The following is a 14,297-nucleotide window of genomic DNA, read 5'->3' as shown; positions in this document are numbered from 1 at the left end:
CTCAGGCCGCACGCGCCGTGGAGGATTTCTTGCCGAGAGTGAGGACGGCGACCACAGCGCCGATGGCGATGATCGCCGCAGTGGTCAGGGCTGCCTGGCCGGCGGAGACGGTCTGCGCCACGTCGAGTGATCGAGTGTCCGACGCATTCGATCCGATGGTGTAGGCCGAGATGAGTACCGCTCCGCCTGCTGCGCCTGCGAGTTGCTGCATGGTCGTGAATGCGGCACTGCCGTGCGAGTACAGGTCGGGGCGCAGTGCCGACATCGCCATGGTGGTCATGGGCGCCCAGATCATGGCCTGCGCGGCAGAGAGAATGAGATACGCGGCCAGGTAGAGCCACACTGTGTCGGTGTCGTCGAGCGAGGCGAGGAAGGCGATGGCGGCGATCCAGATGATCGCGCCGGGAATGACGAGGGGGCGCGGGCCCACTCGGTCGTACACCCGACCGCCCAGCGCGGACACTCCGGCGATGATCGCGCCACCGGGCACCAGGAACAGCCCGATGGCCATCGTTCCGAGTCCGAGGGCTCCGGTGAGGATCAGCGGCAGAACGAGCAGGATGCCGAAACCGTTCATCGCGAGAAAGACCATCACGATCAGCGGAGTGACGAACGATCGGGACGTGAAAATGCGCATGTCCAAGAACGCGTCGTCCCTACGTTGGAGCGTGATCTGCCGGAACACGAAGGCGGCGACGCCGATCAGACCGACGGCGATCGGTACGAGGGGTGAGATCGCGGCATGACCGTTCGCGGACTCGCCGATCGAGGCGAGACCGAAGACGAGGGCGCCGAAGCCGAGGGCCGACAGGGCCAGCGACAGCACGTCGAGCGTGACGTGTTCGGGCGTGGTGATGTTCCGAAGCTTGGCGGCGCCGAGTACGAAGGCCAGGACGGCGAGCGGCAGCACGAGCAGGAACAGCCACCGCCAGTGCAGGTGTGCCAGTACGACTCCGGAGACAGCGGGGCCGAGGGCAGGTGCGATCGCGGGGACCGCTGTGACGACGGCCATGATCTGTCCCCGGCGCGACTGGGGCGCCAGACGCATGGCGGTGGTCATCAGCAGCGGGACGAAGACAGCGGTACCCGCAGCTTGCACGAGACGTCCGGCGAGCAGCACCCCGAAGCCGGGAGCAGACGCCGCGATGGCCGTGCCGACGATGAAGAGGAACAGTGCAGTCAGGAAGATGGTGCGCAGGTGGAACCGGCGCATGACGAAGCCTGTCGCCGGGACCAGGACGGCCAGCGTCAGAAGGTATCCGGTGGTCAGCCATTGGCCGGCCGACGGGGTGATGCCGAGGTCGGTGATGAGTGTCGGCAGGGCCACTCCGAGAAGCATCTCGTTGAGGAGCACCAGGAACGTGGAACCCATGAGGAGGCCGATGACCAGTGCGTCACCCGGAGCGAGCGGCTCGCGGGTTCCGGACTGTGTCGTGGGTCGGGCAGGGACCGCCGTCGGGATGGTGGTATCGGACATGTTGGTGCTTTCTGATCGAGTCGATGTGGGTTGTCAGGTCAGCCGGGGATCGCGCCCGTACTGGGCGGGGATCGCCATGTGGTCGCGCAGTGTCGACCCGTCGTAATCGGTGTGGAACAGGCCGCGGTTCTGAAGCAGTGGGACAACCTCGTCGACGAAGGTGTCGATGCCGTCGTGGTAGACGTCGATGGCCAAGGAGAATCCGTCGCAGGCTCCGGCGTCGAACCATTCCTGCATGTGGTCCGCGACGTCGGACGCTGTTCCCGGAACGACAGGGTGATAGTCGATCACGCCGTGCGCCAGCACATCTCGGATGCTCCAACCCTCGCGCGCGATCTTCAGAGCGTGCGGGGCGCGTGGGTCGGCCGGGCTGGGTCTCGCGGAGGAGAGTTGCGCTGCGGAGAGTGGCTCGTCGAGATCGGCGGCCGAGAGCGACAGTCCGATCATCGCACCCAGGTATTGAACCCTGCGGGCGAGCTCGACCGACTCGTCGAGCATCTGGCGCCTGTCCAGTGCTGCACGCCGCGATGCGGCCACGGTGGGCATGAACCCAGCGAGAAGCTTCACCTCGTCGGGGTCGCGGCCCGCCCGTGCCGCTGCCGCGCGGAGTGCCTCCCTGTGGGATCGACCTTCCTCGATGGTGAAAGGGTTCGCGTAGACCCCGCTGGCATAGCGGGCGGCGACCTCGAGGCCCTGTGCACCGCCACCGGCCTGGAAAATTACCGGTTGCCCCTGCTCCGAGGGAGGGATGGGCAGCGGGCCGGCCGACGCGACGTGTCGGCCCTGCAGGTTCACCGGCGCGATCTTCGTCATGTCGGCGAAGCGTCGGCTGTCGACGTCCCGCACCCAGGCATCCAGTCCCCAACTGCCCCAAAGTGCTTGAACGATCTGAACGACCTCGTGCACGCGCTCGTACTTCTCCTCGCGCGGCGGCAACGTGATCCCGTAGTTGGCTGCCGCGGCGGGCTGGGAGGTGGGCACCGCGTTCCAGCCGGCCCGGCCGCGACTTGCCACATCGAGCGCCTTGAACTGCCGAGCGATGGTGTACGGCTCGTTCAGTGTCGTGGAGCTCGTCGCGACGAGCCCGATGCGTTCGGTGCCTCTCGCCATCGAGGTGAGAACTACCAGTGGGTCGGTCGCGAAGTGCGGTGCTTCCTTCTCCAGGTCCACATCGAGCGCGGGGGTGTCCGCCAGGAAGATCAGCTGGATCTTCCCCCGCTCGGCTGCTTGGGCGTAGCGCACCAGAACGTCCATGTCGGCGTAGGCGGAGGGGTCGACACCCGGCATGCGCCATGCACCCGGCTGAGCGCCGTACCCGTTGGCGACCTGCAGTGCCAGCAGCATCTGTGGTTGATCGGAACGAGTCATGGAGAACCTCTCGGGTCGAGGGCCGTCGACGCCGCTCGGTGAGCGGGCGTGACACGGATGATCAGAGGAGATACTCTCCACTTAGCAGGAACTGTACGGAGAGTGTCTCCGTTTTGTCAACGAGGAGGCGTCGATGGTCACAGAGTCATCCGGTCGAACCCGCGCTCCGCGAGCGGATGCCCAGCGCAACAGGGACCACATCCTCGACGTGGCCGAGAAGCACTTCGCGCAACACGGGGTCACCGGTTCTCTCGATGCCATCGCCAAACAGGCGGGGGTGGGTGCGGGTACTCTCTACCGCCACTTCCCCACCCGTGAAGCGCTTCTCGCCGCTCTGCTTACCGCGCGTGACGAGCAGCTCGTTTCGAGGATGGAGGACATCCGCAGCACGGCGCCGGGCTCCGCGGAGGCGCTGTCGAGCTGGCTGGACGCGCTCGTGGACTGGGCCGGCGCCTTTGACGGTCTTCCGGAACCTCTCCGCGCGGCCACGGCCTCGGAGGCATCTCCGCTCGCCGTGACGTGTCAGGGCTACATCACCACGACGGACGAATTCCTGGCAGCAGCCATAGAGGACGGCAGCGCGCGACCGGAGGTGCGAGGGCGAGACCTCTTCCTCGCAGCCCTTGCCACCAGCTGGGTCCGCGGCGCGGCCATGGCCGATGGCCGCACGGTGGACGCGTTGGCATCCTTGACGCGAGAAGGATGGTCGGTCGCCGAGTAGCGAGCTCGGCGGCCGTGACGTGCGCGGCAATCCGAGCTTCGTCGCTCAGAGCTCCGGGGTCGCCTTCCGTCCCTGCCCGCGACCACCATGGTCGCCGTCAGCGGACTGGGCATCGACACCGGTTCGAGCCCCGGTCGGAGGCAGGAGCTCGGCACGACGTTCCCACACGGCCTCACGAATTGCTTGCATCACCGGGCCGGCCGCCGGGCGCCGGAACCGCCGAGATGCCAACCATGCCGTGTACTCGGGCACCACGCGCACTTCGGGGTACAGCACGCGCACGAGCGACGAATCTGCGTCGGCGACGAAAGCAGGGAGAAGTCCGATGCCCGCACCGCACCTGGTGGCCATCACTTGAGCGTGCACGCTCGTGGATGCGAAGGCGACGTGTCGAGCCGACGTCAGTGCGGCTATGACCGCGAGATCTTCGACTCTCAACAACCCTTCGATGTAATAGATCAGCGAATGGGCACGTAACTCGTCGGTCGTGGTCGGCGACCCATGGCCCGCGAGGTACTCGACCGATGCGTACAAACCCAACGAATACCGGGTGAGCGGCTCCGACCCGGCCCGAGCGGAGACGGGCTCGCCGATGCCGATCTCGATGTCCGCTCCGGAGTTGTAGGGATTCAACCTCGTCTGCGTGACGATCTCGACCTGCAGATCAGGATTGATCCGGTGCAGGTCGGCAAGGATCGGGGTGATCACGTACGCCCCGAACGCTTCGGTCGTGGCGACCCGCACGAGTCCCGACAGGGCGTGACCTGTCGCTCCGCTCAGCGCGAACTCGCGGGCTTCCGCCAGCGCCGCCTCGATCTGTTCGCCGGGGCCCAGGATGCTCGTCCCTAGTTCGGTCAGCTCGCAACCCTGCGCGGTTCGGGTGATGACGGGCCCGTTGAGTTCCCGCTCCAGCGCGTCGATGCGCCGGGACACCGTCGTGTGATTGAGACCCAGGGCTGCGCCTGCCGCCGCAAGCGAGCCGCAGCGCCCGACTTCGAGAAGCACCAACATGTCATCAGCACGCATGGCGGCCACCGTAGCTTGCTGCGCGTTTTTGCACAGCCAGTGCTCGGGTTTGGCCCTACCAGGGCAAGTGTTGCATCCGTCACACTCGTGACAGGCGCGCGGCCAAACCACGATCACCGACGACAAGGATTTCTCGTGACGACAGTATGTTGGCTGGGTTCCGGTCACAGTCGGAAGTGCGGCTCTGCGGATGGCCCCCGCGCTGGGGCTTCGGACGGTAGCGGTGGCGAGCAGTACCGAGAAGGCAGAGCAAGCCCGACGCCTCGGTGCTGATCACGTGGTCGTCAGTCACGCGTTCCTCGAGCGCACCCTCGACATCACAGCTGGACGCGGCGTGGACGTCGCACTCGATCCGGTGGGTGGGGATCGACTCGCCGACACGCTCCGCGCCACGGCCGAGGGAGGGCAGGTCGTCGTACTGGGTTTCGCCGGTGGCTCGATACCCGTGCTCGACGTCGACCGACTGCTCCGCACCAACATCTCTGTCGTCGGCGCAGGTTGGGGCGAGTATGTCCGCCAGAATCCGTCGCGAGCGCACCGGCAGTGGTCCGACATCCTGTCGATGATCCGTAACGGTCGACTCTCCGTCCGGAACCCACCGTGTATTCGATGCAGCGTGCGTCCGACGCGCTCCGAGCGCTCGCAAACCGCACTAAAGGTGGCAAATCCGTACTGGCACTTCGATGACCATCCTCTGGCTGGGCTCGGCGTCACGCACTCCATACGTATCCCTCGATGAGAAAGGCTCCGATGAGGACAGCAACGATAGAATTCGACGTTCCGGTGACGATGCGAGACGGCACCGTGTTGACGGCAGACGTCTACCGACCGGTGGGTGACGGGCCGTGGCCCGTGCTCGTGCAACGTACGCCGTACGGCAAACAGACACCGATCAGCAATGCGAACGTCCTGGACTTCTACAAGACCCTCCGTCGTGGCTACATCATCGTCAATCAGGACACCCGCGGTCGCTTCACATCGATGGGCAAGTGGATGCCGTGGGAGTACGAGGGGGACGATGGTTACGACACCATCGAGTGGGCGGCGACGATCGACGGAAGCAACGGCATGGTCGGCATGTTCGGCGCGAGTTACACCGGGAACACCCAGTGGGCGGCGGCGGTGACCAGACCTCCACACCTCCGTGCGATTGCTCCGCAGATCACGTGGAGTGCGCCCGAAGACGGGATCTTCTACCGCGGCGGTGCCCTCGAGTTCGGATTGAACGTCTGGTGGACGTTGGGTCAGTCGATGGGGCAGTTCGCGAAGGAGGTGGCGGGCGACGACGAGTTGGCGTCCCTGCTCGCGAACACTTTCGACGATTTGGACCACCTGGCCGACAGGACGTACTGGGAGCTCCCCTCGGCTGCCGTGCCGGCGATCGCCCGGACCGGACAGCCCGACGTCGGGACCCAGCGCGGCCTGATCGATCCGTCCAGTCTCCGCCATGCTCGGGTCGCGGGACGGTACAGCGAGGTCTCGGTGCCCTCGCTCAACGTCGCAGGGTGGTTCGACGTGTTCTCCCAAGGGACCATCGACAACCATCTCGGCACCCGTGCTGCCGGTCTCGAAAGTCGCCTGATAATCGGCCCGTGGGAACATATGAGTGGAATCACGGTGACGCCCGGGCACATCAACGGAATCAATTACGGTCTCGGCTCGGTCGCTCCCGGCGGAGACGGGACGATGACCGGCGTTCAGCTCGACTGGTTCGACCACTACCTCGCTGGTGGCCCCAAGGGCCCGTCACACGAGTCGGCCGTCGACTACTACGTGATGGGCGTCGATGAGTGGAGAAGGGAGGACCACTGGCCACCGGAGCGTGCCGAAGCCACACGGTTCTACCTGCACTCCGACGGGACACTGTCCCGCACAGCGCCCACGGATGACCGGTCTGTCTCCGAGTACGACTATGACCCGGCGAAACCGGCTCCGACTTCCGGTGGCTCCACCACGATTGCGAGCTCGTTTCCCGCAGGCCAGGTGAACCAATCGTCGGTGGAACAACGTGGAGACGTTCTCACCTTCACGTCCGCCCCATTGACCGAACCTCTCGAGATCACTGGCCGAGTCACGGCGACCATTCACGCAGCCACGGACGGACCGTCCACGGACTGGGTCGTACGCTTGTGTGACGTGGACGAAGACGGTGTGTCTCTGAACATCGTCGACGGCATCACTCGAGTGCACACCACGGCAGGCCACGTCGATGGAACTGACGTCGACCTCTGGTCGACCAGCATCGTCCTGGCGGTAGGGCACCGCCTGCGGGTGCAGGTGACATCGAGCAACTTCCCTCGATGGGACCGCAACCCGAACACGGGCGAAGATCCGAAGACGGCGACACAGATGCGGGTCGCACATCAAACCGTGCATCATGATCGCGTCCGAGCATCCTGCATCGTCCTACCCGTCATCTCCTCCTTCTGATTGTTTCGGCCGCGGTGAGCGAGGCCGACGGTGATCAGTAGCAGCACATGAGTATTCGTGTCGTCCGTGCGGAGGGCACCCGCACTGTCGCTGTACAACCGTCGGTCGGCTCACAGCATCACTGTGCGAGCGGTTCCGCTGTTCGGTATGCCGAGTGCCGTGCGCAGCACGGCAGCGACCTCGTTGCGGAGTGTGGCATCGATGCGCTCGCTGGTCGCGATGTAGAGACCGACCGGGGGAATCTCGGGTAGGCCGCGTACTTCCCGTAGCCCATCCGGTGTGGGACCTATTCGGGGCAGAGGAGTCATGCCGGTTCCGGCTCGCACGGCGCCCAGAACCGACGTGTGATTTCCGCATTCGGCAGCGACCCGGTGATCACGAGATCCCAGCGATGCGATCGCCTGATGACGAACTGCACACGGGGGAGTGAACAGCACCAGGTCGGAGACAGGTTCCTCGTCCAATGCGAACCACTGCAAGGGAACCGGGGCGATTCGCGTGCTTCCGCGAGCGGGGCGGGTCAACATCAGGGCGATGTCCGCACGGTTGTCATGGACCAGGTCGCGGACATGGGCGCTGCGCGTCAGTCTGAGTCGTACGGACCTGCTCGGCAGACGCCCGCGCACCAGCGACACCACGGTGGGCACCAGAAATTCCGCTGCGTGCTCTGTTGCAGCCACCAGGATCTCGTCGGATCCGAGTGGAGACAGGGCACGTATCGCGTCATCGTGTTGCTGGAGGATCTCGCGTGCTCTGAGTGCCAGTTCCTCCCCATCGCTGGTCAACGTGAGACCGCGTCCCTGTGGGGTCACCAATCGCACGCCCAACTCACGCTCGAGGCGACGCAGATGGCCGGTCACCGCGCCAGGTGACAAATGGAGTGCCTCCGCGGCTCTGCGGACACCGGAGAAGGCCACGACCGCCGAGAAGCTCCGTAGCGGTGTGATGTCCATCGTCGGCATGTGCACAGTCTGCAGGACTGTTCACGATATGTGAACGCTGTTGTTTCACGGGCCTCGAAGCATCCACCGTTACTGCATGTCATCGCAACGCGCCCTCCCGCCGAGGTTGGCGATCCCGACGGTTCTGTTCTACGCGGCCGGCTACCCCATCGGTTCCGTCGCGGTCGGCGTGATGTCCCCCTTCCTCGTGATCGCACTGCGGTTTGCGATCTCGGCGGCCCTGCTGTGGATCGTGGTGCTCGCGCGCCGGACGCCGATGCCGGATCGCCGATCGATCGTGCACGCGATGGTCGCTGGATCGATGACACAGGGTGTTCAATTTCTCGGCTTGTATTGGGCCCTGGCACATGGTGTCTCGCCCGGGCTCGGCGCTCTCGTGATCGCTCTGAATCCAGTCTTGACTGCGACGTTGATGGCGGTGGTTCTGGGGCACCGCGAGTCGCGGCGAGGGTTGGCAGCGCTGGCGCTCGCGACAGCGGCGGTCGTTCTTGCATGTGCACCGAGGATCGCAGCTGAACCGGGCGTGGGAGTCGGACTCGCCGTGGCAGTGGTCGCCGTGGTAGGCCTGGCGGCAGGAGGGGTCTATCAGGGGCGGTTCTGCGCCGATATGGATGTCTGGCTTCTGACGGCGCTGGGACTCACTGCGTCCACCCCTTTCGCCGTGATACTCGCTGCCGCGAACCCGGTGACCGTCACGAGCGTTCCTGCGGCCATAGGCATCCTGGTGGTGATGGTGCTGATCGGCTCGATCGGTGCCACGACGTTGTACTCGGCAAGTGTGAAAGCTGCCGGTGCCAGAGCTGCTTCGATTCTGTTCGCCATCATTCCGTCGGCCGCGACGGTGATGGCGTGGATTGCTCTGGACGATTCGATTCACGTTCTGACGATCGCCGGCTTGCTTGTCGGCGCCGCTGCCTGCCTCCTACAGAGTGGTTCGACGCATAGTGCGGAAGCGAGCGAAGAACCGATCGGCGAAACTGTTGTCGAGGCTCGTGATCAGTCGGTTCGTGCCCGCCACTGTTCCCGCCGGCGCTGACTGCGGTCGGTCGATGTACGAGACCGGGAAAACGCCCGTCTCTGGCGCGGATGCATCCCGCCCCAGATACCGAAGGTCTCTCGTTGAGCCACGGCGAACTCGAGGCACTGAGCTCGTACCGAGCACACGCTGCAGAATTTCTTGGCCGGAAGACACTCGGCATCGACCGCATCGTTGCTCGGGAAGAAGATCGCCGGGTCGGCGCCACTGCATGCAGCGTGCTGACGCCAGTTGTCGGCGTCGCTGTCATCGACGCGCATTCTGTTGCTGACCAACGCGTATCGAGAGTCCGACCGTTCAGTGGTCATTGCTCGGAGACGTGTGTCCGGACGGCGACGTGCAGGCGTGGTGCTCCATGAGCCACTCACGCGTCCTTGGGTTCGGAGTCGACGGCGCCCCCACGAACACGGGGGCCGAAGAGGTTGATGATGGCATCGACGTACTCACTCGTGAGGCGGGTGCTCTCGGTCGGGGTTCGGTCCGTCTGGGAATCGTTGATGTCGTTCATGTTCGCGTTCCTCGATGTGATGTGGTGCTCTGCCACCCGGGCCGTGTCGGTGGATGCGGCCGGGTCTCGGCCCTCCGGGGGCCTCAGCGTTCGATGATCGGCAGTATCAGCCGGCTGCGATGGTCAGGTCCGTGGATGACTCGGTTCTGCGCCACGACAGACTCGTGCAGCCCTTCCTCGTTGATGTCGCCGCCTGTGTTCGTGTTTCGGTCGTAACGCGGGTAGGCACTGCTCGACACCTCGAGTCTGATCCGGTGCCCGGGAAGGAAGACGTTGGAGGTGACCGACAGATCGAGGGTGATCTCGTACACGGTCCCGGGCGCCATCAGTTGCGGACCTGCGGTGTCGCGGTAGCGGACTCGGAGCATCCCGTCGGTCAGATAGATCGCGCGTCCGTCCGGGTGCACGTCGACCAGCTTTCCGGTGAAGTCGGTGTCCGAGGCCGATGACGTGACATGCAGAACCAACGACACGTGCCCTGTGACCTCCACCGCCGCCGAGAGGACGGGCGTGGTGTAGCAGAGAACGTCGTCGCGCTTCTCGATGTCGGACTGGTCGACCGGACCCACCAAGTTGAGTGCGGACGGTTGCCACACGCGTCCGCCGAGACTGGGGACCGGCGAGGTCGGGTCGTAGGTGTACGAGTCGGATGCCTCGGTGGCGGGGAGTACGCGACTGATCGCGCCGCCTCCGTCGGAGGAATTCGCATCACCGGAACTGTCGAGGAAATACTCCACGTATGTGGTGTCGGGAAGAGGCCAGTCTTCCTCGTCGCGCCACTCGTCGATACCCATCACGAATATCCGAACCGGCGCCGCGCCGGCGGTATCGGTGGTGTTTCGCAGCCACTTGTCGTAGAAGCGGAGGTAGGTCGAGGTGATGTCGATCGCGGCGATGTCGGCTGTGGGGCCGAATTGCCGGTCTTTGTACATGCCCGTATAGCTCTGATGGTCCCACGGGCCCATGACGAGCTGCTGGCCTTCCCTCGCGTGTTCGGTTCCGGCCTCCGAGCGCAGCCGCGCGTACGTGCGGGTCGTGTCGCCGGCGAACAAGTCGAACCACCCACCGATGTGCAGTGCGGGGACCATGACGGTGCTGTGATCGGTCACAGGAGACCGGGTGTGCCAGAAGTCGTCGTTGCCGGGGTGCTGCAACCACTCCGACCACCACGGATGCAGTTCGGCGAGCAGTTCCCGATCAGCGGGCATGGCATCCCGTAGGAGGGTGTCGGGTGAGGCTTGCAGAGCAGTCACGTCAGCGAGCAGGCTTTGCAGACGCTCGCGGTCCCCGTCACCGTTCGCGCCGGATCGGAGCACGTCGGCCACCCCCATGGACGTCGCCCAGAACACGGCGTTGTGCCACGTGAGAGCGCCGCCGTCCGAATGCCATGCCCGATAGAGGTCGGGGTTCGTCACGGACGGTGCGATGGCAGCGAGTCCCGGTGGATTCTTCGACGCCAATGCGAGTTGTGTGAAGCCGAGGTACGACGCTCCGAAGGCCCCGACCACACCGTTGCTCCAGGGTTGTTCCCGAACCCATTCGACGGTGTCTACCCCATCGTCGTGCTCGTTCTCCATCGGAACGAAGTCACCGTCGGACGCGGATGTTCCGCGGCAATCCTGGCGCACCACGGCGTACCCGGCATCGAGGAGAGTGAAGATGTCCGGGTTCACCCTCAGCGACAGCACGAACATCGCGCTCTTGCCGTACGGAACCCGCACGACGAGTGTCGCGCAGGGCGTGCCCTCGGGAATCCAGATGTCGGTGGCCAGCAACGTTCCGTCGCGCATGGGCACCATGACGTTCTGCTCTACTCGAAATCCCATGTCGTCCTATCGGGTCGATCGCGAATGCAAGTCAGACTTCGGTCGGACCCCGCGCCGTGCGCGGTGCCGACTCCGTTGCGGCACCGGCTGTGTGAACGTGCTGACAGGCCCGTGCGGTGAGCTCAGTGGAAGGGGACGACCGCATCGCGGTCGTCGAATTTCATCTTGTTCACCCACGCCGGATCCGCCAGAAGAGGTCGGCCGAGAGCAAGCAGGTCGAACTCGCCGCGCTCGAACTTCTCGACGACGACGTTCAGTTTCTCCTCGTCATCGTGACCGTCGGCCGCCTCGTCCCCCACGAACGGGCGATCCACGGCGACCGATCCCACCATGATCGCGGGACGACCCGTCACCTTCTTGGCCCACCCGGACAACCCCAGAGTGCTGTCCGACGACGGCTCCGACGGGAAGGCAGGCTGCCAGTGCCGACGAGTCGAGGGGTGGAAGATGTCCACTCCGGCGTCGGCCAGGGGAGCGAGGATGCTCTCGAGTTCGGTCGGTGTGGCGGCGACCTGCGCATCGTAAGCGCCGACCTTCCACTGTGAGAAGCGGTAGCTGATAGGGAAGTGTGGCCCCACTGCCGCTCTCACTGCCGATACGACCTCGGTCGGGAACCGGACACGGTCGTGCAGGGACCCGCCGTAACGGTCGGTGCGTCGGTTGGTCCGCGACCACACGAACGTGTCCAGGATCATGCCGTGTGCGCCATGGATCTCGACTCCGTCGAAGCCCAGTTCCGCGGCCAGTGTGGCAGCGTCGACGTAGGCCTGGAGGATCGAATCCATATCGGCACGGTCGAGGGGCCGACCGAGAGGCTCACCGTCCACACCGATGCCGGACGGTCCGACCGATGGCAGATCCGGTTCGAATTCCGCTGTCGCGCCGCGCATGACGCCCATGTGCATCAGTTGGCTGACGATGGCGGCACCCTCGGTGTGAACAGCGTCGACCACCTGCCTCCACCCGGCGGCACTGTCGTCGCCGTACATGTGGGGCATGGCGGCACTGCTTCCCGCAGCGGGGGCAGGGATGAGCGTGCCTTCGGTGAAGACGACGCCCACACCGCCTGCTGCTCGCTGCCGGTAGTACTCCACGTTGTCGGCGGTCGGAATGCCACCCGGGCTGCTCTCGCGCGTCATGGGTGCCATCGCGAAACGGTTACGTACCGTCAGTGTCGATGCGGTGAACTCCGTGAACAGTGGCCCCAGCACCGGGGTGCGCGTGGTGCCGGCGACGTGGTCGCTCATGGGAATCTCGCTTTCGTGTCGATCGGCGCGGCGGGAGGCGTCGCGGCGCGAGTGTCGTCGCGTGTGTCGGACCTCACTGCCCTCGTAGTCAGGACATCACTCAATGACTTGTTTGTCAACGAACAATATTTATGGACGACAGTCGGCGGGACGATGTCGCCCGAGGGGCGCCGTTGTTCGGCATGAGTACGGAGTGTGGCCGCGATCGAGCCGCGTGTCCGGCGCGGGCACTCGGGTGCCCGAGTTCTACTCGAAAGACGCCGTCCCGATACCTGATTGCTCGACAAAAACTGTTGCGGCCCCATAGGATTCGCATCTCGGCGAGTGTTCTCTCGCACAACTACGAAAAGGATCGACCATGAAGATAGGAATTCTCGGTGCCGGGTACATCGGCGCGACCGTGGCTCGAAAGCTGAGTGCTGCCGGACATCACGTGAAAATCGCCAACTCGCGCGGGCCCGACACCATCGATGCGGCTGCGCTGAGTTCCGGTGCGACTGCGGTGGATGCGTCCGAGGCGGTGGTCGATGTCGACGTCGTCATTCTGTCGATTCCGCTCCAGAGCATTCCTGGCATCAGACGCGTGATCTCGGCAGTACCGCTGGACACCGTGGTGATCGATACCTCGAACTACTACCCGGGGCGCGACTCGACGATACCTGCCATCGAGTCGGGAACGGTCGAAAGTGACTGGGTGCAGGAACAACTCGGCAGGCCGGTCGTTAAGGCATGGAACGCCATCGGGTCGGGTTCACTGGCGTCGAAGGGTATGCCGGCGGGCAGCTCCGACCGCATCGCCATTCCGGTTGCCGCCGACGATCCGACCCATCGACAGGTCGGCATCGATCTGGTGGGAGACACCGGGTTCGATGGATACGACGCGGGTCCGATCTCCGAGTCGTGGCGGCAGCAGCCGGGTGCGCCCGCGTACTGCACGGATCTCACGATGGCCGACATGCCCGCCGCCCTGGCGAACGCGGATGCGTCTCGATCTCCGAAGAGACGGGACATCGCGGTGGCCGCATTCGCCGAGCGTTACGACAGTCCCACGACCAATCCGTCGGCCGACTATGGTGTGAATTTGAGTCGAATCTTGTTCATGTAGAGGGCATCTGCTCCGGTCACAGGACGCCGGCCCTACTGGACGGGCGCGGTCGGCTCCTGTGAGGAGGGCCCGGGAACTCGCCGCAGCAGCAGTACGGACCGCTCGCCTTCGAAGACGACGACCTTGTCCTGCTTACGCCCCCAATGCCTGAACACGACGGTGCCGGGCGCCTCGTCATCAGCGCCGGGAGTCACGGAGACGACCTCCGAGAACGCTTCGATCGTGTCACCGTGATGCACCGGCGCCAGAAATCGCAACCGAGACCAGCCGAGCTCCGCCACCGCGTGTTCCGCGGTGTCCTGTGACGCCAGACCGTAGACCAATGATGCTGTCGCCAGCCCGAACACGAGCCTCTCGTCACCGAGGGTCGAGCCCGTGAGGAAGTGATCGTTGAAGTGTGCCTGGGCGGTGTTCATCACCTGCTTCGCCGGGCCACTACCTTCGATCTCTCCCACGGTGGCCGCGCGGAAGTGCCGCATCCGTTGCCCGGGGTGGAAGTCGTCGAACCAACCAGACGACCCCAGTACGCCGCCGTGACGGCTGTCGGTCGATGTCATGGGAGCCCTTCCCTGCAGACGTTCTGTCGTATCG

At 65.0% G+C, this 14,297-nt stretch carries 13 protein-coding genes and 1 pseudogene; 5 read left to right on the top strand and 9 right to left on the bottom strand.

Annotated features, from left to right (window positions below):
- Window position 1: 1 nt before the first annotated feature.
- On the bottom strand, window positions 2-1,477 hold the full coding sequence (locus tag OHB23_RS00470) for a DHA2 family efflux MFS transporter permease subunit (RefSeq protein ID WP_328810521.1): 1,476 nt from the start codon (window positions 1,475-1,477) through the stop codon (window positions 2-4).
- A gap of 33 nt (window positions 1,478-1,510) precedes the next feature.
- Window positions 1,511-2,845, bottom strand: coding sequence for an NtaA/DmoA family FMN-dependent monooxygenase (locus OHB23_RS00465; RefSeq protein WP_328810520.1), 1,335 nt, complete (start codon window positions 2,843-2,845; stop codon window positions 1,511-1,513).
- Window positions 2,846-2,978: 133 nt separating this feature from the next.
- Between OHB23_RS00465 and OHB23_RS00460 the strand changes: the two genes are divergently transcribed.
- Window positions 2,979-3,566 (top strand): TetR/AcrR family transcriptional regulator, encoded by a 588-nt coding sequence (locus tag OHB23_RS00460; protein WP_328810519.1) that lies wholly within the window; start codon window positions 2,979-2,981, stop codon window positions 3,564-3,566.
- Window positions 3,567-3,611: 45 nt separating this feature from the next.
- Here OHB23_RS00460 and OHB23_RS00455 read toward each other — a convergent pair whose 3' ends face one another.
- The gene (locus OHB23_RS00455) at window positions 3,612-4,760 is read right to left on the bottom strand and encodes a LysR family transcriptional regulator (RefSeq protein ID WP_328810518.1); all 1,149 of its coding nucleotides are present in this window, start codon (window positions 4,758-4,760) and stop codon (window positions 3,612-3,614) included.
- Window positions 4,761-4,773: 13 nt separating this feature from the next.
- On the opposite strand from OHB23_RS00455, the pseudogene OHB23_RS00450 reads away from it, so the two are divergent.
- Together OHB23_RS00450 and OHB23_RS00445 are read left to right on the top strand one after the other, a co-directional pair.
- A pseudogene (locus tag OHB23_RS00450) lies at window positions 4,774-5,331 on the top strand (zinc-binding dehydrogenase); the annotation flags it as partial.
- A gap of 50 nt (window positions 5,332-5,381) precedes the next feature.
- Window positions 5,382-7,022, top strand: a complete 1,641-nt coding sequence (locus tag OHB23_RS00445; protein WP_328811695.1) for a CocE/NonD family hydrolase — start codon at window positions 5,382-5,384, stop codon at window positions 7,020-7,022.
- A gap of 110 nt (window positions 7,023-7,132) precedes the next feature.
- Here OHB23_RS00445 and OHB23_RS00440 read toward each other — a convergent pair whose 3' ends face one another.
- A complete protein-coding gene (locus OHB23_RS00440; protein ID WP_328810517.1) occupies window positions 7,133-7,984 on the bottom strand; it encodes a LysR family transcriptional regulator in 852 nt (283 codons plus the stop codon).
- Window positions 7,985-8,060: 76 nt separating this feature from the next.
- Here OHB23_RS00440 and OHB23_RS00435 point away from each other — a divergent pair, with 76 nt between their 5' ends.
- Window positions 8,061-9,020, top strand: coding sequence for a DMT family transporter (locus OHB23_RS00435; RefSeq protein WP_328810516.1), 960 nt, complete (start codon window positions 8,061-8,063; stop codon window positions 9,018-9,020).
- On the opposite strand, the gene OHB23_RS22925 is transcribed toward OHB23_RS00435, so the two are convergent.
- The 4 genes from OHB23_RS22925 to OHB23_RS00420 form a co-directional block, all read right to left on the bottom strand.
- The gene (locus OHB23_RS22925) at window positions 8,981-9,280 is read right to left on the bottom strand and encodes a WhiB family transcriptional regulator (RefSeq protein WP_442973005.1); all 300 of its coding nucleotides are present in this window, start codon (window positions 9,278-9,280) and stop codon (window positions 8,981-8,983) included. The genes OHB23_RS00435 and OHB23_RS22925 overlap by 40 nt on opposite strands.
- A gap of 104 nt (window positions 9,281-9,384) precedes the next feature.
- The gene (locus OHB23_RS00430; RefSeq protein ID WP_328810515.1) at window positions 9,385-9,528 is read right to left on the bottom strand and encodes a hypothetical protein; all 144 of its coding nucleotides are present in this window, start codon (window positions 9,526-9,528) and stop codon (window positions 9,385-9,387) included.
- 83 nt (window positions 9,529-9,611) lie between these two features.
- Entirely contained in the window at window positions 9,612-11,354 is a 1,743-nt protein-coding gene (locus OHB23_RS00425) for a CocE/NonD family hydrolase (protein ID WP_328810514.1), read from the bottom strand.
- A gap of 122 nt (window positions 11,355-11,476) precedes the next feature.
- Window positions 11,477-12,601, bottom strand: a complete 1,125-nt coding sequence (locus OHB23_RS00420; protein ID WP_328810513.1) for an oxidoreductase — start codon at window positions 12,599-12,601, stop codon at window positions 11,477-11,479.
- Between the two features lie 358 nt (window positions 12,602-12,959).
- On the opposite strand from OHB23_RS00420, the gene OHB23_RS00415 reads away from it, so the two are divergent.
- A complete protein-coding gene (locus OHB23_RS00415; protein ID WP_328810512.1) occupies window positions 12,960-13,706 on the top strand; it encodes an NADPH-dependent F420 reductase in 747 nt (248 codons plus the stop codon).
- 32 nt (window positions 13,707-13,738) lie between these two features.
- Here OHB23_RS00415 and OHB23_RS00410 read toward each other — a convergent pair whose 3' ends face one another.
- The gene (locus OHB23_RS00410) at window positions 13,739-14,263 is read right to left on the bottom strand and encodes a MaoC family dehydratase (protein ID WP_328810511.1); all 525 of its coding nucleotides are present in this window, start codon (window positions 14,261-14,263) and stop codon (window positions 13,739-13,741) included.
- Window positions 14,264-14,297: the final 34 nt, after the last annotated feature.

Source organism: Rhodococcus sp. NBC_00294, from assembly GCF_036163995.1.
In the GTDB taxonomy this organism is placed as follows: Bacteria; Actinomycetota; Actinomycetes; order Mycobacteriales; family Mycobacteriaceae; genus Rhodococcoides.
This window is presented reverse-complemented; position numbering and strand designations above follow the sequence as displayed.